The organism is Lentibacillus saliphilus, from assembly GCF_019093865.1.
Lineage (GTDB): Bacteria > Bacillota > Bacilli > Bacillales > Amphibacillaceae > Lentibacillus_B > Lentibacillus_B saliphilus.
Genome location: NZ_JABJXD010000002.1, coordinates 213,320 through 238,896 on the forward strand (window position 1 = coordinate 213,320; position 25,577 = coordinate 238,896).

Below are 25,577 nucleotides of genomic sequence, written 5' to 3' on the forward strand. Positions count from 1 at the left end.
TAAAATTCACTTTTTAAAACATAACACATCATATAACCTCAGATTAACAGCATGACTAACCGTTCATTTTTACATTTTTTTAACTTGTAAAAAGCAATTCATCTGTATAAAATGGATTGTATGAAATTGCGTATGATTATGACTGACCAGTAAGTATAAAATATTAATGAGAATATGAAACACATGTAAATACATAAACGTAACAGTTAGGGGGATATGACTGATGAAAAATAAAGAGTTGCAGCTTATGAAATATGGCATGAAGTTATTCGCCCAAAAAGGCTATCATAATACGTCTATTCAAGAGATTGCTACAGCAGCAAGTATGTCAAAAGGGTCTTTTTATCTATACTTCCAATCAAAAGAAGATTTTATAACGCGTACAATTCATTATCATTATGAGGAAATCACGCACCGGATCCAAGCCACTAGCTCACGTGATGACTTAAATCCGAAAGAAAGCATGGCCGCTCAAATTGCAATCCTTGTAGATTATGTGTATACATACAAAGATTTTATTATGATGCACGTAAGAGAAAATATTCCTGCTGGACAACATACAGATCAGCTGATGTGGCAAATGAAAGTTGAAAATTTTCATTGGCTTAAAGATAATTTACAGGCGATATACAGGGATACTTTAGGTGAATATTTTATAGATGCGACAATCCAATGCGATGGGCTGCTAAATGGCTATTTTAAATGGATGGTTATGGACGATATCAATATCGATCCACATGTTGCCGGATCATATCTTATCAAGCGAATTGACAATTTAGTGAATGGCATGTTAGCGCAAGAAGATCCACCACTTATAAGCTGGGAGGCACTACCGGATGCTTACAAAATGGAAGAATCCGGTGAAGTGAAAGAGAAACTGATGATTAGGATTGATGAGCTAAAGCAAATGGTTGATCAAGTCGAATTATCGCAGGACAGAAAAGCACAGCTCAACGAAGCCGCTGATATTATTTTGAATGAGCTTCTTAAAGATACGCCCCGTATGATTATGGTCCAAGGCATGCTGGCGCATTTTAGACCGATTGCTGAGCTTGGCCCCTTAACGGAGGAAATTGCGAATCTGCTTGATGTTGAACTGTTGCAATAACTGGTATGACTGTCTTTTAAAAGATAGATCACTTAAGAAGGTTTTGAATCAAAGATATTTAGGAGGCGTTATATATGAAAAAGATTTATATGCTACTTATTGCTGCATTAACCATGAGCATAATGGCCGCATGTAGTAATGAGGATGAGAATACGACTGAACAGGATGATCAACGACCGATTCCTGTCGAAACAACTCAAGCAACAGAGGGCAATCTAATCATTAATCGACATGTCGTCGGTAGAGCTGTCCCATCGAAAACAACACCAATCATGGTGATACAGCCAGGTGAAGTGGATGAGCTTAATGTAGACAATGGCGATACTGTTGAAGAGGATGAACAGATTGCTATTGTTAATGCGCGGACAGGAAAGCAAACATTAAAAGCCCCAACAGCGGGTACAATTATACAATTAGACAAAGCGGAAGGCGATCTCGTTGCGACGGATAGTCCGTTTGCCGTTATCGCTAATCTTGATGAATTAACAATCCAACTGTCTGTAACAGCTAGCGTTCGTGACCTTATTGAAAAAGAGACGACATATGACGCCGTAGTAGACAATGGAACTTATGAAGCGGCTGTTACATCGATTGGTATTATGCCAAATGATCAAGGGCTTTATCCTGTTGAATTGAAGATGCAAAATGAAGATAGAAGCATTTTACCAGGGATGGTTGTGACGGTTAATGTTCCTGAAAAACGAGTCGATCATACGATTCTTGTGCCAACGGCTGCCATCGTTGAAGAAACTGACGGTGCCTTTGTTTACATCGTGTCAGATGGTCGTGTGACAAAAACAAAGGTTGATATTGCCGATGTTCAATCAGATCAAACGGCTATAGAGAGTGGTGTGAAAGCAGGAGACGAGATTGTTGTGAATGGTCAGTTATCGCTTCAAGATAAAAGTGAGGTCAACGTTGTGAAGGAAGGAGCGTCATCGTGAAATTAGTTCAAACATCTGTTAAACGCCCTGTTGGCGTGATCATGATTGTCTTAGCGATTATCGCTTTGGGCATAGTGTCCGTCCGCAGTCTTGCGATAGACTTATTTCCTAAAATAGACTTACCGATCGCTGTTGTTGCGACAAGCTATCCAGATGCTGCACCTGAAGATGTTGAAGAACTGTTGAGTCGCCCAATCGAAGGTGCCATCAGTTCGATCGAAGGTATTGATACCATTCAATCTCAATCACAGCCGGGTGCGTCACTTGTCGTCATGATGTTTAAAAATGGCACCGATCTTGATCAAGCCTTGCTAGATGTCAGAGAAAAAATTGATCAAGTGAAAGGCTTTTTACCAGAGCAAGCGAACGAGCCGAGCATTATTAGGTTTAGCCCTGATCAGCTTCCACTCATGTGGGTGAGCTTAACAGGGCAAGAAGCCGAGCAATTGACGGCAGTCGCGAATAACCAAGTTGTCCCTTATTTTGAACGACAAGGGGGCGTTGCTTCAGTCACTGTTGAGGGCGCGAAACAACGGGAAATTCGCGTCGTTCTTGACGAATCTGCACTACAGCAATATGGGGTAAATGCTCAGTCCATTGCCCAGGCGCTGAACAGCACGAATCAGTCAGCCTCTGTTGGCGTTGTTGAAAAAGGGAGTAAGGATTTACAGCTACGTGTTGTCGGTGAATTCACCTCTGTAAAAGATATTAAACAAACGCTTATCCAGACAGCTACAGGTGCGACAATTCATTTAGAAGATGTTGCGCAAGTATCTGATACATTTAAAAAGACGTCTTCAGAGACATTGGTTAACGGTAAATCGTCCGTTGTATTGTCGATTATGAAAAAGACCGACGGCAATCCAGTCGATGTCGCTCACAACGTCAAGGATGCCATTAATGAGCTACAAAATAATTTATCATCAGATGTCAATCTTGACGTCGTCATCGATACGTCAGAGTTTATCGAGCTATCAATAGACTCAGTCGTTCAAAATATTTTGATCGGTGGCGTTATATCAATTTTTATTTTGCTTTTGTTTTTAAAAAGCATCCGAGCAACAATCGTCATTGGCTTGTCCATTCCGATCGCCATTATTTCAACGTTTACGCTTATGTATTTTACAGGTGAAACATTAAACGTGCTGACCCTCGGTGGCTTGGCGCTTGGTCTCGGTATGATGGTCGATAGTTCAATCGTTATATTAGAGCATATTTATACGTACAGACAACGCGGCTACAATTTAAAGGAGGCTGCGATAAAAGGGGCGTCTGAGCTAGCGCCTGCGGTTATTGCATCCACAACAACGACATTGGTTGTATTCTTGCCAATCATTTATGTTGAGGGCATCGCCTCGGATTTATTTACGCCGCTCGCATTGGCAGTGTCGTTTGCATTAATTACGTCTCTTATTTCAGCGATTACACTTGTCCCGATGCTGTCATCGAAGCTTCTTGCGAAAGCGATGGGAGACGAAGGACGTCGCTATTGGTTCAATCGCTTTCTTGATAAATTAGGTAATGTCTATCAAGGGGGACTGCAGTGGGTGTTAAAGCACCGCAAAACAACCATTGCTGGAACAATTATCGTTATTGTTGGAAGCTTAGCCTTAACGCCAATGATCGGTGCAGAATTTATTCCGTCTGCCGATCAAGGTCAAATGCAAATAACTGTTGAAACAGAAGCAGGCACATCGTTAGAGGATACGCAAAAAGTTGTTGAACAAATTAATGAAAAAGTGATCGCTTATGACTCAGTCATCGAGACCAACTTCGTTACAGTTGGTGGTGGCGATCAGTTCGGTGGCAGTATGGTGGGAAGTGGCAATACAGCTTCGTTTATGCTGCAGCTGATACCAGCAGGAGAACGCGACCGTTCAACGACAGATATCGCGACAGCACTTGATGAAGATGTGCAAGACATCCCAGGAGCCGAAATAACTGTGAGTGCAATGGATGGCGGCATGAGTATGGGCGATCCGATTCAAATTCAGTTGAATGGTCCTGAACATAGTGTCTTACGTGAACTGGCAGCGGAAGTCGTTGAAGAGATTCAAACGGTAGACGGTGTGTATAATCCGCAAAGTGGTGCCTCAGAAGGTATTCCACAAATGACGATTAAAGTCGATGAAGCAGCTGCAGCGGCTTATGGACTTACAGAGCAACAGATTACAGCTCAAATCCAAATGACCTTGAATGGTCAAACAGCAACACGTTATCGTGAGGCAGGTCAAGAAATTGACGTTGTTATGATGTATCCTGAGGAGAATTACCGCACGATTAGCGATCTACAAGACTTGAAAATACAATCGCCAACTGGCGCAGCAATTCCATTACAGGATGTCGCAGAGCTTGTCCAAACTCAAGGACCAGCGACCTTGCTTAGGCAAAATCAACAACCACAGTTGAACATTACGAGTAGTGTGGTTGACCGTGATCTCGGAAGTGTTGTGAACGACATCGAAGCGACGCTTGATGACATGGCATTTCCTGAAGGCTACTCCTACGAAATGGGTGGGCAGGCAGAGGATATGCAAAAGTCATTCGCTGATTTAGCACTCGCACTCGTGTTCTCAATTTTTCTCGTATATGCGGTCATGGCTATTCAATTTGAGAATTTCTTGTTTCCGTTCATTATCATGTTCGCAATGCCTACGACCGTTGTAGGTGTCTTGCTAGGGCTATTCATTACCGGATTACCGCTCAGCATACCTGGCTTTATAGGTATCATCATGCTCGCTGGTATTGTGGTGAACAACTCGATTGTACTCGTTGACTACATCAACATTTTGCGTCGCAGAGGTATGGATCGCTATGAAGCCATATTAGAAGCAGGTCGCAGTCGTTTGCGCCCAATCATGATGACCACTTTAACGACAATATTGGCCTTGATTCCATTGGCACTTGCACTAGGTGAAGGTGCAGAAACACAGCAGCCGCTCGCCGTTACAATTATTTTTGGACTGAGTGTGTCTAGTTTATTTACATTGCTGCTCGTTCCAGTTATCTACTCATTGTTTGATGACTTAACAGCCAAACTAACAAGAAGAAACAAAAAGAAACGCGAAGCATAGATATTATTGATTAAACCCTCTGTTCAGTCAGAGGGTTTTTTGCATTTTTAAATTGGACAACAATTTAGATCGTTTTATCGTGAGAACGACGTTTTAAACGAACATAGAACGGGTATTCAAAAAAGAGTATTTTTATACGCATTAAGGTGAGGGAGGCATCCATATTTCATATGTAGCTCAAGTAGACGTCTAATAAGTACATCAGAACAAAAGGCATCAAATTCTTTTACCAAACATCAGACGAACAACTCAATATGAAGGAGATTAAGCATGAAACAACGAACAACACTGAAACAGACGCTGAAGCCTCATTGGGTTTGGGCAATTGCTCTTGGATCCTCTATCGGTTGGGGGGCTTTCGTACAGCCCACTGATTGGATGGCGACTGCTGGGCCGCTTGGCGTCATACTCGGCTTTATCATTGGTGCACTACTCATGATGCTCATCGGAGTCAGCTATGGATTTTTAATCAAAAGCTTTCCTGTATCAGGTGGGGAGTTCGCTTATGCATTCATTAGTCTAGGACGCTTGCACGCCTTTATTTGTGGATGGTTTTTAACGCTTGGCTACATATGTATCGTAGCGCTTAACGCATCTGCGTTTGCACTAATGTTTAAATTTGTATTACCATTTCTTATGGAGAACATTCACCTCTATACAATTGCAAACTGGGACGTATATTTAATGGAAATCATGATTGCATCAGTCACACTCTCTATATTTGGTTATTTAAATGTTAAAGGGACTGGAATATCTGGCCGTATGCAATTTATATTTTGCTTGATCATGATTTTTGGTGTTGTAGGTGTGTCGATATTGGTCGGTGTGCAGCCTACAACGACACTTTCGCATATCGCACCTAGTTTTCCAGCTGAAACATCTGCATTTGCAGCAATCATCTCCATTGTTGCGATCGCACCGTGGGCATATGTTGGATTTGATAATATCCCACAAGCAGCAGAGGAATTTCACTTTTCATCTAAAAAGGCCTTTTCTCTTATTATCCTCGCAATTTCTGTGGCGGCTGGCCTGTACAGTCTCATGATCGTGACGGTTGCGATGATCGAACCGTGGCAAAGCCTTGTCGCAAGCAATGCGGTATGGGGAACAGGTGCAGCGATTCAAGATCTTCTCGGTCCACTTGGTCTCAGTATTATTGTTGTCGCCCTTTCCATGGGGATATTTACTGGACTAAACGGATTTATCATTTCATCTAGTCGTTTATTGTTTGCGATGTCACGCGCAAAAATTTTGCCAGAAGCATTTTCTAAACTGCACCCAAAGCATAAAACACCTTATATTGGAATCATCTTCACGGTTATTCTAGCCATGTTTGCACCATGGTTTGGTCGCCAAGCCTTACTTTGGGTAGTCGACATGTCTTCAATTGGTGTGACGATCGCTTATTTTTATACGTGTTATACCGCTTTTACCTTGTTTAAGTGGTCACCTAAAGCGCCATTCAATCCGAAGATGCATGTTGTGGCACCTGTTAAAAAGACAATTGCCGGGTTTGGCATGTGTGCCAGCATTATTTTCCTCGGGCTGTTGCTCATTCCAGCATCTCCAGCTGCATTGGGGTTTGAGTCACGGCTAGCCCTTATCATATGGGTGTTAATAGGGACTGTATTTTACTTTTTGAAGCGAACAGAATTTAACAGCATTCCAAAAGAAGAGTTAAACTATTTAATTCTCGGAAATAAACAGATTGAAGCACAAAATCGTGGATAAGCTTTGGTGGTGTATGTCATAAAAACGGCTTTGAAAGGCTCAATCACCTTGTACATTGCTGCATGGTGATTGAGCTTGTATGTGTGCAAAGTCAGTGCAAAGTCATTACAAATAAAGTGGTGTTTTTCCACCAATATGTTCACATCGTAAACGCATCGTTCGAAGTCTCTCATAAGGTATTTTACCGACTGATTTTTCTGCGAGCTCTTGTCTCAATCGTCTGCATAACTTGATTGACGACCTCAGAAAACATAAGACCAATTGCAATGCCTCCGGACAGTAGTATCACTTTGGCCGACAGTTGAACACCTGTGAAATAATTATTTTCCACAAAGTGCCGCATTGCATCATAGGCAATGCCACCCGGAACGAGCGGAATAATACCAGATACATTGAAAATGATCACAGGGGTTTTATACTGTTTGGCAGCTAACCGACTTAATACGGCCACAAGCATAGCAGCAAGAATCGTTGCTGGGACAACGTCCAGCTCTTGCTTCACAAGACTGTCATATACAATCCACCCTGACATACCTATAAGACCACACATCACTAGTCTAGCCCTCGGCGCATTAAATAAAATCCCGAACCCCGCTGCTGCAATAAAACTCGTTATAAGCTGTATGATAATTGTCATCTATAAGTCCTCCATTTAAAAAGCTTACTGCTATGTAAGGCCCTGTATGGTGATTCACTGTTTCAAAACACATATAATCTGTAAGCGCCGCATACCTGCCGTTCCAGCCGCATAAATCGAAGAAGCACCGCATATCTGCCATTCCAGCCGCATAAACCGAAGAAGCGCCGCATACCTGCCGTTCCAGCCGCATAAACCGAAGAACCGCCGCATACCTGCCGTTCCAGCCGCATAAATCGAAGAACCGCCGCATACCTGCCATTCCAGCCGCATAAACCGAAGAAGCGCCGCATATCTGCCGTTCCAGTCGCATAAACCGAAGAAGCGCCGCATACCTGCCGTTCCAGCCGCATAAACCGAAGAAGCGCCGCATACCTGCCGTTCCAGACGCATAAATCGAAGAAGCGCCGCATACCTGCCGTTCCAGCCGTATAAACCGAAGAAGCGCCGCATATCTGCCATTCCAGCCGCATAAACCAAAAAGTGGCGTCTATAGTGAACGCACGTTATGAATAATACAGAGATCACCCTACATAAAGGCTATTGGCACAGCAACCCCCGCCCCAATTGCAAATGCAGTAAGTGTCGCTTCCATCCCTTTTGATACACCAGCGACAAGGTGTCCAGCTAATAGATCTCGCACTGCATTAGTAATATGGAGACCCGGTACAAGTGGCATAACTGCACCTATAATGACTTTCTCAAGACTTGCTCCCAAACCATAGTGAATCATAAAAATGGCCAAGGCTCCAATCACGACAGATGAAAAAAAGTCCGCGACAAATCGCATACGTACAACCTCATTAACAATGAGCATCGCCCCGTAACCAACTCCGCCTGCAATAAGAGCTGGAAGAAAGTCTTCGCCGCCTCCACCAAACATAATCGCGAACGCACCGCTTACGAGAGCGGCTGCCAGTATTTGCGTCCAATAGGAAAAAGTCATATCATGATGTTCCACTTTATGAAGTAGGTCTAATGCTTCTTCTAATGTTAAAGTTCCGGCTGTAAATTGCCTTGAAATATGGTTGACGTCAGCAATTTTTTGTAAATCGTTAGATCGGTTTGAGATTCTCATGAAGTGTGCCGCAGCTGAACGATCAGTTGAAAAATGAATTGCGGTAGGCGCTGCATAGCTTTGCACATCCATAAGTCCGTAAACGTGAGCCATTCTGTTCATTGTGTCTTCTACTCTATACGTTTCTGCACCACTCTCTAACATGATTTTGCCCGCCAACATACATACCTGTACGAGCTTGTCCTGATTTGTCATAGCATCACCAACTTATCCAATCTAACTGTATTGTGTAAAAAGATCCTTGAAATATAATACCATATATGAGCGATACATGTTTGTCCAGTTGGAGGGATTCAATTCATTAATAAAGATTGTTAACGTGAAGCGCTAAAATAATGCAGATACGTTTTATTTTTTATGAGCTCACCACTCGCACTATGTTTTGCTTATCATCAATTCTGTCCATACAAAATCGTTTGTGCAATGCCAATAAAATACTCAGACTCATCAACGATATGATCAATGACGACCTTTGCCGTATGATTATTAACGACAGCTTGACTTTCAGATTTAATTTTTCGACAAAATTGAATGAACGCAACACTTTCTTGCAAGCTGAAAGATACAAGCTCGAGTACTTGATTGTATAATTGTGGAGATAGCTGTTGATCACTCCGAATAACAGATTCTACATAGCGTTTTACATGCTGGTGTGTTGTCGTTAACACGTCCTCCCAATTTTTTAAAGCCTCAACGTACACGTCTTCCAAATTCGGTAAAAGTTCGCGCAGCACAACCGTATGCTCTGCTTCCTGCATCTTCCAAAACTCCGTCTCATCCAGTACTCTGAGCGGCATTTGACTCCCGTAATAAAATTGCATTCTAATAGCCCCCTCGAAAATAATATGTCCCAGTAAAATGTATGCAAGCTGGTGACATAAAATGCAATGCGCAAAAGTAGCATACGTTACATAATTGATGACCATCATAATAATTCTTTACATATAAAAATAGATCGGTTAATATATAAGTGAGTAATCACTCACTTTGCGGAAAGACGTATACACTGACCACGATTAGATGTATGTAGGTGAAATAATTATCGAACGTTATAAAAATAAATGTACATCATAATTAAAAAAAGACTGATGCCATATGAGGGAGGGCTATCTATGACTTATATAGAACTAAGCGATATTCAACATTATTATAAGCAGGAGCAGGTACTTAGAAATGTAGCGCTAGAAATCCCAAAAGGTCAATTATTTGGACTACTGGGTCCTTCAGGTTCAGGAAAAACGACATTGGTTAAAATTATGATTGGGTTGCTAGAGCCTAAAAAAGGAGAAGTATTGGTCAATCAAGTACCAATGCCGTCACTTGAAGCAATGCAGCATATTGGTTATATGGCACAATCAGATGCCCTTTACAATGAACTAACTGCTCGAGAAAACCTAGATTTCTTTGCCAGTCTATACAAAATGAAAAAGAAGGATCGCTCTAAACGCATAGAAGAAGTTGCTGCAATGGTTGATTTAACGAAGCACCTGGACAAAACAGTGGAGCATTTTTCTGGTGGGATGAAGCGACGGATGTCACTTGCCGTAGCATTAATCCATGAACCTGACTTACTGATTCTTGATGAACCGACCGTGGGCATTGACCCTGTTTTACGCGATTCAATTTGGAGCGATTTGAAAAAATTGCAACAGCAAGGTACAACCATCGTCATTACAACACATGTCATGGACGAAGCAGAAAAATGTAATCAACTTGGTTTATTGAGAGATGGCTATATCATTGCACAAGGTAGCCCTGATGAGCTTCGCAAGCAAAGTGAAACGTCCACATTGGAAGCCGCATTTTTGTATTATGGCCAACAAAAGAGTGAGGTGTAACGCATGAACGTTCAAGCGATTGTTAAACGCATTATTAAACAATTGGTCCGTGATAAACGCAGTATGGCCCTGATGCTCATGGCACCAATTTTTGTCATAACATTACTTTGGCTTGTGCTCGATATGGACGCATATGAACCGACCATTGCTGTCACGGATATTCCCGAGCACATGTCCATAGCTTTAGAAGATGGCGATGCTGAAATTCTTGAGATGACTGAGACTGGCGGTAAGGAAGCTCTCGAGAATGAAACGGCAGATGCTCATATAATACTAGAAGGTGAAACGCTACATGTTACAATGGAAGGTAGTGATTCACTAGCAACTACAGCCGTTCAACGTATTATTAATCAAGCTACAGAAGGTATCAACAAACAACCATTTTCATTAGAAATAGACTTTTTACATGGCTCAACAGATTTAAATATGTTTGATCATGTCGGTCCAGTTTTGATCGGATTCTTCGTATTCTTTTTTACATTTATAATCGGTGGGGTTTCATTCTTGCGCGAACGTACTCAAGGCACTCTAGAACGCCTACTCGCCACCCCACTAAAACGCTGGCAAATTGTCATCGGCTATCTCATCGGATTCGGTTTGTTTATATTATTACAATCCGTTTTAGTCACTATTTACTCAGTGTACGTCCTTGGTATGTATATGGAGGGCGCAATCATAGAGGTGCTCATAATAGCTTTACTTTTGGCAGTGTCAGCACTCAGTCTCGGTACATTACTATCGGCTTATGCTAAAAATGAGTTCCAAATGATTCAATTCATTCCAATTATTATTGTGCCACAAGTGTTTTTTGCTGGTATCTTTCACGTAGAATCGGTTGCCTGGATGGAGGCAATCGGTAAAATCATGCCACTTTATTATGGCGGAAATGCTCTATCAGAAATTATGCTAAGAGGGGGACACCTAGTAGACATCTGGTCTGATATCGCTGTTTTAGCAGCATTTTCCTTCGTGTTTATCTTGTTAAATATTTTTGCCTTGAAGCGACACAGAGCATTATGACGTTGAAATGGGAGATTTTATAGGTCCGAAATAAATAGTTGGCACCTAAATTTGTATATGCAGGAGGTTGGAGCGTGACACACGCAGATCAATCAATTTTCAATAACCTAACTGACACATTAAAACAGACGTCTATGACACCAAAGCAAGTAGATATTATAAAAGCAGCAATCGAATTAATCGCAGAAAAAGGCTATTACAACACATCAACAAGTGAAATTGCTAAAAGAGCGGGTGTTGCGGAAGGGACGATATTTCGGCATTATAAAACGAAAAAAGACCTTCTCGTTGCAATTGTGACACCTGTCATTACAGAGGTCTCAGCACCACTGTTCGCTGAAAAATTAGTAGAACAAGTCTTTAGTAAAACATACGGATCACTAGAAGAATTATTGTATGCATTCATTAAAAACCGTGTTGAATTTGCGAGAGCCAATCTACCGTTAATTAAAATTTTGCTACAAGAGCTGGCGTTTCATCCTGAAATCCAGGAAAATTATAAACAAACATTTTCTCGAAATATTCAACCGGCCCTTGACCAAACAATTGACTTCTTCAAGCAAAAAAGAGAGATTGACCCAACACTTCCAAATGAAGCAGTCATTCGAATGACCATTACAGCGGTTCTCGGTCTTATTATTACGAGGTTTATGATACAGCCAGATAAAGAGTGGGATGAAGAGGTAGAAATCAAACGCACCACCGACTTTATCGTGAAGGGACTTAGAGGAAGCGGATTGCCTTCTTAGGGTGTTCACCGATATAAGGGCTGTAAACGCGCTCTAATGCTGTGCTGGAAATCGGCAGGATCAGACTCACAATCGGCGGGAATGCTCCTGAAATCGGCAACCCTAGGTTCATAATCGGCGACTCGAGCTCAGAAATCGGCAATCCTGGGCTCATAATCGGCGACTTGTGCTCAGAAATCGGCAAGAGCGCGGGGTTAATTAACGAAAGCTAAGCTGAGATCTCTATAAAATAATAATCATATAACATGAATTGAGACTTTTAATGAATGATGTACTTCCTTCCTCTATTTTTCCCGACGGCTTTAAATTGAGTTTTTCTAAAAAGATGTTTCATTATATTTTCTGAAGTTACTCCTAAAAATTTGCGAGCCTCTTTATTCGTTATTTCCGGACCAAAAAGAAGGCTGTATTCATTGAGTGCATTTAGAAGTACCGTTTTATTCCTCATATTACAGCTAGGACAACGCCAGTGTGATTTTACTTGATTCATTATTTCGTTGCTGCATTCTGGACACCAGACACCATCCTTGATTTGAGAGCGCCGTATTTGTAGTTTGTCAATTATACGTGTCTGGTCAGGCTGATGTGCGTTAGCTAAAAATTTGCCGAGTTTTCTAAGTTCACTCATACTTACATGTTCTTCCTTGTACGATTTTTGTAATGAAGGCACTCGTTTTAAAAGCCCTTCTGCTAAAATAATATCAGTCGTTAATGGTTGATCAAGTTGTAAAATGACGTTTGAATTCGAAAATACGATTAAAGTGTGAATTGGAGCAGTTGGGAGATTATTGATTTTGAGGAAGTCAGATAAATGATGACGTTGGACACTCGCCTGTAATAAAGGATCTTTAAATCGCTCAAGTTTGCCGCTCTCAAGTTCTCTAACCATCTGCCCTAAATCAGATTGATACGTGATGACACCTGTATGATTTTTTACTTCTACGATAAGATAAAAATTAGGTAAGAGAAACAGAGAATCAATTTGAAAGAAGTGGTTGTTATGATGTAAGCGGAGACCATGTAGCGTAGGGAAATCGGTTATCTTTAATAGATTAAAATAATAATCTAATGATTTTTCACCTAAGTAACCTGATCGCTCACGATGAAGTCTATCAGCTAAACGTTGATATAATGGATCGTATTGGTTCAAACGCGGTAGTAAAACCTCAAGTTGTTGAAGAGAAGGTGTTTTTTGACGGGGTAGTAGAAGCAATGGCAAAACTCCTTGTTATTTTTATAATATTATAAAACATTATTATAGATAAAGCAAATAAGGCATCGATAAAAAATCTATACATTACAAAAAAACGAGATGACTCGACACTTATCTGCTAGTCTCAAAAATCGACAAGAAGCGTACCATAATCATTGAGAAAGGTATCGTAATTGGTGAAACCGTCCTCATAATCGGCAGGAATGCTCCTGAAATCGGCAGGATCGGCCTCACAATCGGCGGGAGTGCTCCTGAAATCGGCAGGATCGGCCTCACAATCGGCAGGAATGCTCCTGAAATCGGCAGGATCGGCCTCACAATCGGCGAAAACGCCCATGAAATCGGCAGGATCAGCCTCACAATCGGCGAAACCGTCCTCACAATCGGGAAGACCGCACTCCGACTAAGAGCACCACCCACTTAACTACTTAAAGCGACACCATAAAAAAACACGTTGAGCCAAATCGCTCAACGTGTTTTGTCTTAAGTTTTAACGTGTTCCCTTGATGTAAGGGATACCGTTTGCTTTTGGTGCATCGGCTCGACCAATTAAGCCAGCAAGTGCCAGAATGGTCAAGACGTACGGTGCAACCAATAGGAAGACCTGTGGTACATCTTGAAGAAGTGGCACACTTGAGCTTACAACACTTAGACTTTGTGCAAGTCCGAAGAAGATCGCAGCGCCCATAGCACCGAGTGGGTGCCATTTCCCAAAGATAACAGCAGCTAAGGACATAAAGCCTTGCCCTGCAATTGTTGCATGTGAGAAGTTTGATGCAATCGTTAAGGCGTAAACTGAGCCGCCGAGTCCACCAAGCGCACCCGATAAGATAACGGCGATGTAACGCATTTTATAAACATTAACACCGTTTGTATCAGCAGCCATTGGATGTTCACCAACGGCACGTAACCGCAGGCCGAATGGTGTTTTGAATAAAACGAACCAAGATGCAATCGCTAGGAAAATCGCCAAGTACGTCGTCATATACATACTTTGGAAAAACATCGGTCCAATTACAGGTATGTCTGATAAGAATGGGACATCTGTTGTGTAAAAAGGCTTGCTGACCATTTCAGTTTGCCCTTTTCCGTACCATTCTTTTGTTAAAAAGATACCAATGCCGAGTGCAAGCATGTTGATGGCAACACCACTAACAACTTGGTTAGCCCGAAGTGATACCGATGCAACAGCATGAATGATTGAGAAAATTCCTGAGACAATCATTGCTACAAATATCGAAACCCATGGGGTCCAATCGCCGAACACATCAGCAAATGTCAGGTTAAAGACGATTCCGACGAAAGCCCCCATAATCATTAAACCTTCAAGACCAATGTTAATGACCCCGGAACGTTCACTGAACACGCCACCCAAAGCTGTGAAAATGAGGGGGGCCGAGAAAAACAGAGCAGTAGGTATGATGGATTGTAAAATCTCCATTATTTACGTCCCTCCTTTGAGAAGCGAAGAATGACCCAGCGAATCATATAACTGGCTGCGACAAAGAATATAATCAATGCAATAATAATATCGACGAGTTCGTTTGGCACGCCAGCCTGTAATGGCATACTTAATGCACCGATCTTTAAGCCACCGAATAAGAAGGCTGCGAGAATAACGCCAGGTGCAGTGTTGGCACCAAGTAAGGCAACAGCGATTCCGTCAAATCCGAGGTTTGAGAATCCAGACTGTGTTGACATGTAACCAAATGTGCCGAGACCTTCCATTGCACCAGCTAGACCAGCAAAAGCGCCAGAAATAACCATCGCTAAAATGATGTTCTTTTTAACATTCATACCAGCGTATCTTGATGCATGTTGGTTAAATCCAACAGATCGCATTTCATACCCCATCGTTGTGCGGTTAATAACGACCCACATGACAAGTGCTGCGAAGAGTGCAATTAAAATACCATAGTGCAGACGTGAGCCTGTTGTCATCGTTGTGATCCAATCTGCTCTTAATGATACAGAATCAGGTATGGTATCAGTTGAATCACGACTGTCCGTTAAGACATATCGGATGACAGCGTTCGTACTGTACAGAGCGATATAGTTCATCATAATCGTCACGATAACTTCGTGTACGCCACGTGTTGCTTTGAGTAATCCAGGGATAAAGCCCCAAAGCGCACCAGCAACAGCAGCTGCAATGACAGCAAGAGGGATATGAATAAATGCAGGTGCATCAATTGCAAGACCAACCCATACAGCTGCAAGCCAGCCGATGAACACTTGACCTTCTGCACCGATGTTAAATAGCCCTGTTCGGAAAGCAAATGCAACAGCTAAACCGGTTAAAATGAGCGGTGTGACCTGTCTCAGCGTTTCGCCGAATACATAGGCATCACCGAATATACCATTCAAGAGCGCACCGTAGCCTTCGATTGGATTATAGCCAAAACCAATCATTAAGAATGCGCCTGCAATGAGGCCGAGAATGACTGATATGATTGGCACGAGTATATTGAACATACGATTTGACATCATTGCGTATCACCAACCTTTTCAGAAGAACTTCCAGCCATTAAGAGCCCGAGTTCATTTTCATCTGTTTCTTCAGGTTTGCGGCTTGCAACAATTTTACCGTCGAACATCACGACAATCCGGTCACTGACGTCAAGAATTTCATCAAGTTCAAATGAAACAAGGAGAACGGCTTTTCCTTTATCGCGTTCTTCAATGAGCTTTTGATGGATGAATTCAATGGCACCGACGTCAAGTCCACGCGTTGGCTGTGCAGCAATCAGTAGGTTTGGAGATCTGTCTACTTCACGCGCAATAATAGCCTTTTGCTGGTTACCACCTGACATTGAGCCAGCAGTTGCGTGTAGGCCAGACGTACGAACGTCATATTGTTCAACAAGCTCGCCAGCCTTTTTGTAGATGTTTTTGAAATTTAACATACCGTATTTTGAATTAGGATTTTGGTAATACGTTTGTAAAGCAATATTTTCGCCTACTGAGAAGTCTAGAACGAGTCCGAATTTGTGGCGGTCCTGTGGAATATGGCCGATACCACTTTCTGTTACTTTACGTGGTGATAGATTCGTAATGTCTTTGCCAGTTAGCTTAATTGAGCCTGATTGTGCTTTGGTTAGTCCGGTAATCGCTTCGATTAGCTCTGATTGGCCATTTCCGTCAACACCAGCGATACCAACAATCTCACCCGCGCGAATATCAAGATCTAAACCTTTAACCATGTCCACTTTACGGCTATCCTGAACGACGAGATTTTTCACTTCAAGTACCGTTTCTTTTGGTTCAGCTGGTTTTTTTTCAGTCGTAAAGCTAACTTCACGACCGACCATAAGTGAAGCGAGTTCATCGACGGTTGTATCAGGGACATTCACAGTACCGATACCTTTACCACGACGAATGACGGTACAACGGTCACACATGTTCATAATTTCTTTCAATTTATGTGTGATTAAAATAATTGATTTACCTTCGGCGATAAGAGACTTAAGAATATCACCCAACTCATCAATTTCTTGAGGTGTTAAAACAGCAGTTGGTTCATCTAAAATAAGGACATCAGCGCCACGATAAAGTGTTTTTAAGATTTCTACACGCTGCTGCATACCAACAGAGATATCGCGAATTTTAGCGCGAGGATCAACAGCCAAGCCATAGCGATCAGAAAGCTCTTGAATCTCTTTTTCCGCTTTTCGTAAATTAATATGACCTTTTGATGTTGGCTCACTGCCAAGAATAATATTTTGAGTAACACTAAACGTGTCAACGAGCATAAAGTGCTGGTGCACCATTCCGATTCCCAAACGATTTGCATCATTTGGCCCGTTAATATTGGCTTTTTCACCTTTAACGCGAATCTCACCTTGCTCCGGCTGATAGAGTCCGAACAACACATTCATCAGTGTTGACTTACCGGCACCATTTTCACCCAGCAAGGCATGGATTTCACCCTTTTTCAATTGAATTGTAATATCGTCATTCGCAACGACGCCCGGAAATTCCTTGCGTATGTTGAGCATTTCGATGACGTAATCCATGATATAAGTTCACTCCTTCTTATAAACATTGGTGTGAGAAAGAAAATCACCAAATGAAGAGGCCGGACGCTCAAGCTCTTAATTTAATGATTTTCGGGGATCAATCAAACCGAGTTGCCAGGGTGTTGTAAATGAGAGGAGGCCGGCTAGGCCAGCCTCCTCCGGACAACTTTTTTATTTTACAGGCTTTCCTCGTATTCTTCAAGGCCGTCGTACTTACTTGGTACTTCGATTTCGCCTGAAATGATTTTTTCTTTCCAGCTTTCAACTTCATCAATAATGTCTTGAGTCATAGCATCTTCGTTCGTTGTGGTATAACCAACACCTTCACTTTTAAGGTCGAACTTAAGGATTTCGCCACCTGGGAAGTTTCCATCCATTGCCATGTTGCTCACTTCATGAACAGCATTGTCAACACGCTTAACAGCAGATGTCAATGTGATGTTGTGGTCATCAATTTTACCTTCTTCATGCTGGTCACGGTCAACACCGATCGCCCAGATTTCACGGTCAGGATCGTTTTTCTTCAAGTCTTTTGCTTGGTTGAAAAGACCATTACCTGTACCACCAGCTGCGTGGAAAATAACGTCACGATCTTCGTTGTACATGCTTGAAGCGATCAATTTACCTTCATCAGCTTTATCAAATCCACCAGCATATTGTACTTTAATGTCAATGTCTGGGTTAACAGACATTGCGCCTGCGCGGAAACCAACTTCAAAGGCTTCAATGATATCAGATTCCATACCACCGATGAAACCAATTTTGTTTGTATTTGTCTTCAAAGCAGCTGCAACACCAACGAGGAATGAGCTTTCGTTGTCAGCAAATCCGATGCTTACGACGTTGTCTGCATCAACAACAGAGTCAACAATACCGAAATGCTTGTCAGGGAATTGCTTTGCAATATCAGCAATGCCTTTTTCAAGTTTAAAGCCAATTCCATAAATCAAGTCAAAATCAGCACGAGCTAATTGCTGTAGGTTAGGAATGTAATCAGCATCTGTGTTGGACTGTAAATAGTCAAAACCTTCACCTTTAGCAAGGCCGTGTTCTTCGCCCCATGCTGTAATACCTTCCCAAGCAGACTGGTTGAATGATTTGTCATCAACGCCACCTACGTCAGTAACCATGGCAACTGTATAGTCTGTGTCGCCACCTGCTTCACCTTCATCATTACCACTTGCATTATCGTTACCGTTTTGTTCCGTATCTGTACCATTGTCATTGCCATCTGCTGCATTGTTGTCGTCGTTATTGCCACATGCGGCAACAATTAAGCCTAATGTGAGTAGCATAACGAGAAGTAAAAAACGTTTTTTCATTTTGAAACCCCCTAAAAATAATTTTAATTGAAGTTAAGTACTGAAAATGGGCGACAATCCGTTATGAACTATTTATTGTCGAAACCACCTCCCTAAAGGCTTATGTATCGCCTGAGTCATTTTGAAACCCCTTACATGCGTTTTCGGACCAAATGGAAATCGACCATATCCGTCCGGAAATAGTTAACCGAGTAGAGAACTGGTTCGTCGTAATCTGTGTAATGCATCTGCTTTAAAAGCAGTAGGGGTTGGCTGCTTGGACAGTCGAGGACATTGTATATGTTTGGTTCATAACCGATTGCATCGATATGCGAGACTGCATAAGCAATCTGTTTATCGGCATATACATCCATAAGTTCAAATAAAGACTCTTCCCGACCTGCAACTTCAAGATCAATAAGATCACTCGGGATTTTATCGATACAAAAGACGACAGGTTTATTATTGGCTGTTCTAACGCGTTCAATTTGAATTAAGTTGCCAACGAGACGTGGTGCGAACTCTGCACAGTCTTCATCTGCTTGAACGATATGCTCTGCTTTTAAAATAGTTGAGCCTGCTTTTTTGCCAGATTGTTCGATCAGGGATGTAATACTGGTCAACTGTTCAATGCCTGATGAAAATAAAGGCTGCGGATGAACGAACGTCCCAACACCATGCTTGCGTTTGACGATATTTTCTTCTTCAAGAACACGGAGCGCTTCCCGTAACGTCGCTCGAGACACGCCCATCATTTTAGCGAGCTCGTTCTCGGAAGGAAGTCGTTCATTTTCCTTAAAGTGACCACATTTGATCTCCTGCTTTATTCTATCAATAACTTGTAAATACAACAAGCGTGAATCGACTTTAATAGACATGGCATTCCTCCCGCCCTTCAGACATCAGACCTCTGACGTTTATCAACCAAATTATAACACGTCTCTCTTGAATATGTAAGCGTTTTGTTAAATGAAAAGGGACGAATTATTGAACATATCTTTAGGCCTTATGGTATAGGCCTTTTGGTGAGTCCTGTTGTAACGTAATATATTCGTTTTTTCATTTGTATGACGTGATCTAAATGTTTTCTTATATCAACGTAAAATATTGGGCAATCTAAACACAAGTATCATTCGGTAAGAACGGGACAATAGTTGCTTAATGCGCCTTCCCTTAGATATAATAACGAATATACGTCTTATGGGACGATTTATTTTAAAAAACTCCATAAGCAGATTACATTCAAGTCGTTAATGTCTAGTTTAATTTTAAGCGGTCTGAACTGCACGATTTACAAATCATCAGTTTAATGGTCTCGCGATAGGGAGAAAAACATGTTTAATGAAGTACATCTCATCGTTTCCTTTGGTATTGCATTTTTATCAACACTGCTTTTAACATATCCTGTTAAGGCATTTTCAATAAGAATTGGAGCAGTTGATTTTCCGAACCATCGTAAAATCCATACGAAAATCACACCGAGACTGGGCGGTATAGCCATTTTCCTCGGTGCTCTTTTAGGTGCATTGGTTTTGCAGCCACATCATGAACACCTACCAGAAATACTGCTCGGAGCAATCGTCATCGTCATCACGGGTGCGCTTGATGATCGTTTCGGCTTGAGACCGGTTGTTAAACTGACAGGTCAACTTATTGCAGCTTCCTTTTTAGTGTCAGATGGTTTAATTATCGAACATATAACAATACCGCTATTTGGCCAAATCGAACTGGGCTTTTTGAGTGTTCTTGTCACAGTCTTTTGGATTGTCGGTATTACGAATGCGATTAATTTAATTGATGGACTTGATGGGCTGGCAACAGGCGTCTCCACCATTGCTTTAACAAGTATGTTAATCATGGCGTTTATCGACGGGCAAGTTGCAGCGGCATACCTATGTATTGTGCTCATTGGTGCGAATCTCGGGTTTTTATTTCACAATTTTTACCCCGCGAAAATATATATGGGTGATGCTGGGTCAAATTTCCTCGGGTTTATGATTGCGGTTGTGTCGATTATCGGTTTATTTAAAAACATCACGTTGTTCAGTTTTATTATTCCAGTTATCGTGCTAGCGGTTCCTATATTTGATACATTGTTTGCCATCCTAAGAAGAGCATGGAATAAGGAAGGGATTATGACGGCAGACAATAAGCATATTCATTACCAATTACTTGCAGCTGGCTATAGTCATCGCACAACCGTCTTAATTATATATGGTTTCAGTGCCATATTTGGTGGTTTGGCCATATTATTTTCCAACGCTAGTCAAACGGTGGCGCTTATTGTGACGATCCTTGTCTTATTTTTGCTACATATCTTTGCGGAGGTCGCTGGTATTATTATGGGAGGAAAGCGCCCTGTATTAGAATTTATCGGTAAATTACTTCGCATAAAACGTCTTAGAAAGCGTGATGATTAAAAAACGCATGGATCAGCTAAAGCCTTGATTATATTCAAGCATACTCTTAAATTGAACAGATTTCTTTACCATTTAAACAAAATCGTTCAATATAGAAAGAGAGCTCATCTGAAAAATACATGCGTTTTAACGAAAGGAACGAACATACATGACAAAACAACAAATTGGCGTCATCGGCATGGCTGTTATGGGGAGAAATCTTGCTCTTAACATTGAGTCCAGAGGTTATTCTGTATCCGTCTATAACCGTTCATCAGCTAAAACAGATGAAATGCTGGAAGAAGCACAAGGTAAAAATGTAAAAGGTACATACAGTATAGAAGCTTTTGTTGAATCTCTTGAAGCACCTCGTAAAATTATGCTAATGGTCAAAGCTGGTTCTGCAACAGATGCAACAATCGCAGCATTGCTACCTCATTTAGAAGAAGGCGACATATTAATTGATGGTGGCAACACGAATTTCCGAGATACACAGCGTCGAAGTGAGGAACTTGCCACAAAAGGCATTCATTTTATTGGGACAGGTGTATCAGGAGGCGAGGAAGGTGCTTTGAAGGGACCATCTATTATGCCAGGTGGACCGAAAGAAGCCCACGATCTCGTGAAACCGATTTTTGAAAGCATTTCTGCTAAAGTTGATGGTGCTCCATGTACAACATACATTGGACCCGATGGTGCAGGACATTACGTGAAAATGGTTCACAACGGTATTGAATATGGTGATATGCAGCTTATCTCTGAAGCATATGCCCTACTCGAGCATGTTATCGGTTTAGATGCAACAGAGCTTCACAACGTTTTTGCGGAGTGGAATCAAGGAGAGTTAGACAGCTATTTAATAGAAATCACAGCGGATATTTTTACGAAGGTCGATGAAGAAACGGGGCGTCCATTGATTGATGTGATCCTAGATACAGCAGGCCAAAAGGGCACAGGAAAATGGACGAGCCAGAACGCACTTGATTTAGGCATTCCTTTGCCAATTATTACCGAATCAGTATTTGCCCGCTTTATCTCAGCAATGAAGGAAGAACGAGTATACGCGAGCACGATGCTGACAGGTCCTGTCGTTAAGCCACTTGTCGGTGATAAGCTAGAGCTGATTGAAGCTATTCGTAAAGCATTGTATATGAGTAAAATTGTTTCATATGCTCAAGGCTTTGCTCAAATGCGGGCTGCGAGTGATGAATATGAATGGAACTTGCAATACGGTGACATCGCTATGATTTTCCGCGGCGGTTGTATCATCCGTGCTGCATTTCTACAGAAAATTAAAGACGCCTATGACCGTAATCCAGCGCTTGCTAACCTAATGCTAGATCCTTACTTTAAGGAAATCGTTGAAACGTATCAGGAAGCGTTGCGCAAAGTTGTTGTGCTTGCTGTTGAAAATGGCATCCCTGTTCCTGGCTTCTCAGCGGCACTATCCTATTACGATAGTTATCGCAGTGCCCGATTGCCAGCAAACTTGCTTCAAGCTCAACGCGACTATTTCGGTGCCCATACTTATGAACGCATCGACCGCGAAGGTACATTCCACACGGCGTGGATGGAAGATAATAATTAAGTGATTGTCTATATAAACACTGCATCTTAATCGGTGCAGTGTTTTTGTTTTGGTTTGAAAGTGAGGGAGGATGCCCAAAACCAAGTGCACATTGCGTAAAAGAAGGTGCTTATTGCGTAAAAAGGAGTGCATATTGCGAAAAAGAGGGTGCTGATTGCGTAAAAAAGAGATCACATTGCGAAAAAGGAGATGCTTATTGCGTAAAAAGGAGTGCATATTGCGAAAAAGTGGGTGCTGATTGCGTAAAAAGGAGTTCACATTGCGAAAAACGAGGTATGCATTGCGCAAAAACGAGTGCACATTGCGTAAAGAGTGGTACACATTGCGTAAAATCGAGTGCTTATTGCGTAAAAGTAAGTGCTTGTTACGTGAGCGTTGCTTGCTTAAAGTCAGTCGCTACATACAAAGATGGGAGCTCTTTATGAAAAGACAAAAGACATCCATTCATCCAGCGCTGCATATGAAGCGGTTTTTGGATGAACAGATGCCCTCGCCTGGCCATAATGAAAAATAATTAAAATACCGATATGCCTTCAAGCAATAGCACGCGTGCAGGTGATGCGTCGGTGCCTTCTATACGGAGCGGTGCTGCGACCATAAAGTATTCACCTTCATCAACTGCTGCAAGTCTTAAACCTTCAATGATAATAACATCGCGCTGGAATAAAGCACGGTGGGTCGGATGTCCAGGTTGACTCCGCTCAATGCCGAGTGCATCAACTCCAACGCCTTTTATACCAACCTCCGCCAAGTAAGCAGCTGCATCTTCAGCTAAAAAAATAAAATTTAAGTCAAACTCATCGACTAAGGAGTTTTTGGTTTTGAATAAAATGAAATCGCCTCGCTCAATTCCGAAGCCATCGATATCATCTTTCGTTATTCGATCCTCAATATGTGTCATGTCATACAATTTCACCTTGCCAACAAGACGTTCGATGTTAATGGATTCAAATGTCTTCCCGTTGTTCACCATATGCAGTGGTGCATCAACATGCGTTCCGCTATGCAAGTCCATGGAAATACGTGATTCAGTTACATGGCCATTGGTAACCGTTTCGATTTGAGGCTGCTTTTCCGGTTTATTTTTATAAACGGGCATTCCTTCATAAATCGGTGCTGAAATATCATATACATTCATTCATCATACACTCCTCAAATGATCATTATCTTGGTGTTCTATCGTCTAGTAGTTGTTCTCTCAAATTGGTTTCTAATTGACAAGCTCTTAATCGTTATCGACCAATGAACCAATCATATTATATGTTAATGCCATCTATTTCAAACGAGAACAGTTGCATCCGGCAAAGCCTACTTCTCGTTCTTACCGGTTACGTGCCACCAATGAAACCCATCCTCCTCAAGCAATCGTTCTGCTGCATCAGGTCCCATTGAGCCAGCTGAATAATTTGGAAAATCTACAGTCTGGTTCTTCCAAGCTTGAGATATGGAGTCAATGAAGGCCCATGACAGTGCAACTTCATCCCAGTGTGTGAAGTTCGTTGCATCGCCTAGCATGCAGTCATATAAGAGCTTTTCATAAGCTTCTGGTGTATTAATCGCATTATCGGCATCATGCGTATAAGCGAGCTGAATCGGTTTTGATTCGGGCTTTGTACCTGGTTTTTTTGCATTTAAATGAAGCGTCACGCCTTCATCCGGATGAATCGTAATGACGAGCAGATTCGGCTGTTTTTTTGCGCCGTTTGCATGGTATAAATTCATTGGAATGTCTTTAAATTCAACGACAATTTTTGTGACTTTCGCTTTCATACGTTTGCCTGTTCGTATATAAAATGGCACACCAGCCCAGCGATAGTTATCGATCATCAGCTTGGCAGCAACAAATGTCTCTGTATTCGACGCTTCGCCAAGTTCTTCCGCATAGCCGGGAACCTCTCGATCATTCATTTCACCGGCACCGTATTGTCCTCGAACAAAATAATCGTCTACTTGTTCAGGCTTCACAGGTCTGAGTGCTCGTAAAACCTTTACTTTCTCAGAACGAATCTCATCTGTCGTTAATTTTATTGGCGGCTCCATTGCAAGCAACGCAATCATTTGGAGCATATGGTTTTGGACCATATCACGAACGGCGCCTGCCTGATCGTAATAACGTGCCCGTTCCTCCACGCCGACGGTTTCACTGGAGGTGACTTGAATGTTTGCAATAAAACGGTTGTTCCACAAATGCTCAAAAATTCCGTTGGCAAAGCGAATGACTTCAATATTTTGCACCATTTCTTTACCTAAGTAATGGTCAATTCGGTAGATTTGTTCCTCATTGAACGCTGCGCGAATGTCTTCATTAAGTGCAATTGCTGATTTTAAATCGTGCCCAAACGGCTTCTCGATAACAAGTCGCGTCCAACCAGGCGATTCCTTTAAATCATGTGCTTGTAAATTTTCCGCGATGGTCCCAAAAAATTCTGGAGCCATAGCGAGATAAAACATCCGATTACCCTCTGTCTTGTAGGTCGCTTCCAGCTGACCTAAGAGGTGATTGAGATTTTGGTATGAAGTCGTATCTGTTACATCAAACGGTTGATAGAAGAAGTGTGATGTGAAACGATCACAAACGTCTTCAGGAGAACCAGCTTCGACGATGGATTCACACACCTTCTCACGAAACATATCATTCGTCCATTGACGTCGTGCAACACCGACGACTGCAAAATCGTTTCCAATTCTTCCGTTCTGATAAAGCTGATAAATAGAAGGGAACAACTTGCGTTTTGCCAAATCGCCAGTTGCTCCGAATATAACAATAATCGCTTTAGGTAGTTGATCGTGATTGTCCATTAAATGTACCCCACTTTTTCTCATAAATAAATCCGTGTATCTGCTTCTATCATTTTAAGCCTTACATGCATGTAAAGCA

General features: G+C 41.9%; 21 protein-coding genes. 9 read left to right on the top strand and 12 right to left on the bottom strand.

Going from position 1 to position 25,577, the window contains the following annotated elements; genetic code table 11:
- Positions 1-223: 223 nt before the first annotated feature.
- From HPC67_RS05390 to HPC67_RS05405, 4 genes are all read left to right on the top strand, one after another.
- Positions 224-1,108 (top strand): TetR/AcrR family transcriptional regulator, encoded by an 885-nt coding sequence (locus HPC67_RS05390; protein ID WP_217586433.1) that lies wholly within the window; start codon positions 224-226, stop codon positions 1,106-1,108.
- 74 nt (positions 1,109-1,182) lie between these two features.
- Positions 1,183-2,052 carry an efflux RND transporter periplasmic adaptor subunit gene (locus HPC67_RS05395; RefSeq protein WP_217586434.1) on the top strand — a complete coding sequence of 290 codons (870 nt, stop codon included), beginning with the start codon at positions 1,183-1,185 and terminating at the stop codon, positions 2,050-2,052.
- Entirely contained in the window at positions 2,049-5,126 is a 3,078-nt protein-coding gene (locus tag HPC67_RS05400; RefSeq protein WP_217586435.1) for an efflux RND transporter permease subunit, read from the top strand. The genes HPC67_RS05395 and HPC67_RS05400 overlap by 4 nt, the downstream gene beginning before the upstream one ends.
- Before the next feature lie 270 nt (positions 5,127-5,396).
- On the top strand, positions 5,397-6,857 hold the full coding sequence (locus HPC67_RS05405) for an APC family permease (RefSeq protein WP_217586436.1): 1,461 nt from the start codon (positions 5,397-5,399) through the stop codon (positions 6,855-6,857).
- A gap of 181 nt (positions 6,858-7,038) precedes the next feature.
- On the opposite strand, the gene HPC67_RS05410 is transcribed toward HPC67_RS05405, so the two are convergent.
- From HPC67_RS05410 to HPC67_RS05425, 4 genes are all read right to left on the bottom strand, one after another.
- Positions 7,039-7,494 carry a threonine/serine exporter family protein gene (locus HPC67_RS05410; protein WP_217586437.1) on the bottom strand — a complete coding sequence of 152 codons (456 nt, stop codon included), beginning with the start codon at positions 7,492-7,494 and terminating at the stop codon, positions 7,039-7,041.
- Between the two features lie 54 nt (positions 7,495-7,548).
- Positions 7,549-7,956 (bottom strand): hypothetical protein, encoded by a 408-nt coding sequence (locus HPC67_RS05415; RefSeq protein ID WP_217586438.1) that lies wholly within the window; start codon positions 7,954-7,956, stop codon positions 7,549-7,551.
- Between the two features lie 67 nt (positions 7,957-8,023).
- A complete protein-coding gene (locus HPC67_RS05420) occupies positions 8,024-8,767 on the bottom strand; it encodes a threonine/serine exporter family protein (RefSeq protein WP_217586439.1) in 744 nt (247 codons plus the stop codon).
- 197 nt (positions 8,768-8,964) lie between these two features.
- Positions 8,965-9,393, bottom strand: coding sequence for a DUF2935 domain-containing protein (locus HPC67_RS05425; protein ID WP_217586440.1), 429 nt, complete (start codon positions 9,391-9,393; stop codon positions 8,965-8,967).
- 291 nt (positions 9,394-9,684) lie between these two features.
- Here HPC67_RS05425 and HPC67_RS05430 point away from each other — a divergent pair, with 291 nt between their 5' ends.
- The 3 genes from HPC67_RS05430 to HPC67_RS05440 all read left to right on the top strand — a co-directional run bounded on the left by HPC67_RS05430 (position 9,685) and on the right by HPC67_RS05440 (position 12,179).
- Positions 9,685-10,410: an ABC transporter ATP-binding protein gene (locus HPC67_RS05430; RefSeq protein ID WP_217586441.1), complete on the top strand. Its 726-nt coding sequence runs from the start codon at positions 9,685-9,687 to the stop codon at positions 10,408-10,410.
- 3 nt (positions 10,411-10,413) lie between these two features.
- Positions 10,414-11,430 (top strand): ABC transporter permease, encoded by a 1,017-nt coding sequence (locus tag HPC67_RS05435; RefSeq protein ID WP_217586442.1) that lies wholly within the window; start codon positions 10,414-10,416, stop codon positions 11,428-11,430.
- Positions 11,431-11,504: 74 nt separating this feature from the next.
- Positions 11,505-12,179, top strand: coding sequence for a TetR/AcrR family transcriptional regulator (locus HPC67_RS05440; protein WP_343327814.1), 675 nt, complete (start codon positions 11,505-11,507; stop codon positions 12,177-12,179).
- A gap of 259 nt (positions 12,180-12,438) precedes the next feature.
- Here the strand turns inward: HPC67_RS05440 and HPC67_RS05445 are convergent, their stop codons facing one another.
- The 6 genes from HPC67_RS05445 to HPC67_RS05470 form a co-directional block, all read right to left on the bottom strand.
- Entirely contained in the window at positions 12,439-13,392 is a 954-nt protein-coding gene (locus HPC67_RS05445) for a nuclease-related domain-containing protein (RefSeq protein WP_217586443.1), read from the bottom strand.
- Positions 13,393-13,882: 490 nt separating this feature from the next.
- Positions 13,883-14,833 carry an ABC transporter permease gene (locus HPC67_RS05450; protein WP_217586444.1) on the bottom strand — a complete coding sequence of 317 codons (951 nt, stop codon included), beginning with the start codon at positions 14,831-14,833 and terminating at the stop codon, positions 13,883-13,885.
- Positions 14,833-15,882 (bottom strand): ABC transporter permease, encoded by a 1,050-nt coding sequence (locus HPC67_RS05455; protein ID WP_281417499.1) that lies wholly within the window; start codon positions 15,880-15,882, stop codon positions 14,833-14,835. The genes HPC67_RS05450 and HPC67_RS05455 overlap by 1 nt, the downstream gene beginning before the upstream one ends.
- Positions 15,879-17,408: an ABC transporter ATP-binding protein gene (locus tag HPC67_RS05460; protein WP_217586446.1), complete on the bottom strand. Its 1,530-nt coding sequence runs from the start codon at positions 17,406-17,408 to the stop codon at positions 15,879-15,881. Before HPC67_RS05460 ends, HPC67_RS05455 begins: the two co-directional genes overlap by 4 nt.
- Positions 17,409-17,587: 179 nt before the next feature.
- Positions 17,588-18,733: a BMP family lipoprotein gene (locus HPC67_RS05465; protein ID WP_217586447.1), complete on the bottom strand. Its 1,146-nt coding sequence runs from the start codon at positions 18,731-18,733 to the stop codon at positions 17,588-17,590.
- 131 nt (positions 18,734-18,864) lie between these two features.
- Positions 18,865-19,590, bottom strand: a complete 726-nt coding sequence (locus tag HPC67_RS05470; protein ID WP_217586448.1) for a GntR family transcriptional regulator — start codon at positions 19,588-19,590, stop codon at positions 18,865-18,867.
- A 456-nt stretch (positions 19,591-20,046) separates the two neighbouring features.
- Here HPC67_RS05470 and HPC67_RS05475 point away from each other — a divergent pair, with 456 nt between their 5' ends.
- Together HPC67_RS05475 and gndA are read left to right on the top strand one after the other, a co-directional pair.
- On the top strand, positions 20,047-21,132 hold the full coding sequence (locus HPC67_RS05475) for a glycosyltransferase family 4 protein (protein WP_217586449.1): 1,086 nt from the start codon (positions 20,047-20,049) through the stop codon (positions 21,130-21,132).
- Positions 21,133-21,280: 148 nt separating this feature from the next.
- Positions 21,281-22,699, top strand: a complete 1,419-nt coding sequence (gene gndA, locus HPC67_RS05480) for an NADP-dependent phosphogluconate dehydrogenase (protein ID WP_217586450.1) — start codon at positions 21,281-21,283, stop codon at positions 22,697-22,699.
- 514 nt (positions 22,700-23,213) lie between these two features.
- Here the strand turns inward: gndA and HPC67_RS05485 are convergent.
- Together HPC67_RS05485 and zwf are read right to left on the bottom strand one after the other, a co-directional pair.
- Positions 23,214-23,837, bottom strand: coding sequence for a cyclase family protein (locus HPC67_RS05485; protein ID WP_217586451.1), 624 nt, complete (start codon positions 23,835-23,837; stop codon positions 23,214-23,216).
- Between the two features lie 170 nt (positions 23,838-24,007).
- Positions 24,008-25,498, bottom strand: a complete 1,491-nt coding sequence (gene zwf, locus HPC67_RS05490) for a glucose-6-phosphate dehydrogenase (protein ID WP_217586452.1) — start codon at positions 25,496-25,498, stop codon at positions 24,008-24,010.
- Positions 25,499-25,577: the final 79 nt, after the last annotated feature.

Excerpts from the sequence above, each read along its gene's own strand:
- HPC67_RS05405 (WP_217586436.1), top strand. The coding sequence starts at position 5,397 with ATGAAACAACGAACAACACTGAAACAGACGCTGAAGCCTCATTGGGTT.
- HPC67_RS05455 (WP_281417499.1), bottom strand. The coding sequence starts at position 15,882 with ATGATGTCAAATCGTATGTTCAATATACTCGTGCCAATCATATCAGTC.
- HPC67_RS05460 (WP_217586446.1), bottom strand. The coding sequence starts at position 17,408 with ATGGATTACGTCATCGAAATGCTCAACATACGCAAGGAATTTCCGGGC.
- HPC67_RS05450 (WP_217586444.1), bottom strand. The coding sequence starts at position 14,833 with ATGGAGATTTTACAATCCATCATACCTACTGCTCTGTTTTTCTCGGCC.
- zwf (WP_217586452.1), bottom strand. The coding sequence starts at position 25,498 with ATGGACAATCACGATCAACTACCTAAAGCGATTATTGTTATATTCGGA.
- HPC67_RS05485 (WP_217586451.1), bottom strand. The coding sequence starts at position 23,837 with ATGAATGTATATGATATTTCAGCACCGATTTATGAAGGAATGCCCGTT.
- HPC67_RS05420 (WP_217586439.1), bottom strand. The coding sequence starts at position 8,767 with ATGACAAATCAGGACAAGCTCGTACAGGTATGTATGTTGGCGGGCAAA.
- HPC67_RS05470 (WP_217586448.1), bottom strand. The coding sequence starts at position 19,590 with ATGTCTATTAAAGTCGATTCACGCTTGTTGTATTTACAAGTTATTGAT.
- HPC67_RS05415 (WP_217586438.1), bottom strand. The coding sequence starts at position 7,956 with ATGGCAGATATGCGGCGCTTCTTCGGTTTATACGGCTGGAACGGCAGG.
- HPC67_RS05435 (WP_217586442.1), top strand. The coding sequence starts at position 10,414 with ATGAACGTTCAAGCGATTGTTAAACGCATTATTAAACAATTGGTCCGT.
- HPC67_RS05475 (WP_217586449.1), top strand. The coding sequence starts at position 20,047 with ATGTTTAATGAAGTACATCTCATCGTTTCCTTTGGTATTGCATTTTTA.
- gndA (WP_217586450.1), top strand. The coding sequence starts at position 21,281 with ATGACAAAACAACAAATTGGCGTCATCGGCATGGCTGTTATGGGGAGA.
- HPC67_RS05395 (WP_217586434.1), top strand. The coding sequence starts at position 1,183 with ATGAAAAAGATTTATATGCTACTTATTGCTGCATTAACCATGAGCATA.
- HPC67_RS05430 (WP_217586441.1), top strand. The coding sequence starts at position 9,685 with ATGACTTATATAGAACTAAGCGATATTCAACATTATTATAAGCAGGAG.
- HPC67_RS05465 (WP_217586447.1), bottom strand. The coding sequence starts at position 18,733 with ATGAAAAAACGTTTTTTACTTCTCGTTATGCTACTCACATTAGGCTTA.
- HPC67_RS05425 (WP_217586440.1), bottom strand. The coding sequence starts at position 9,393 with ATGCAATTTTATTACGGGAGTCAAATGCCGCTCAGAGTACTGGATGAG.
- HPC67_RS05390 (WP_217586433.1), top strand. The coding sequence starts at position 224 with ATGAAAAATAAAGAGTTGCAGCTTATGAAATATGGCATGAAGTTATTC.
- HPC67_RS05410 (WP_217586437.1), bottom strand. The coding sequence starts at position 7,494 with ATGACAATTATCATACAGCTTATAACGAGTTTTATTGCAGCAGCGGGG.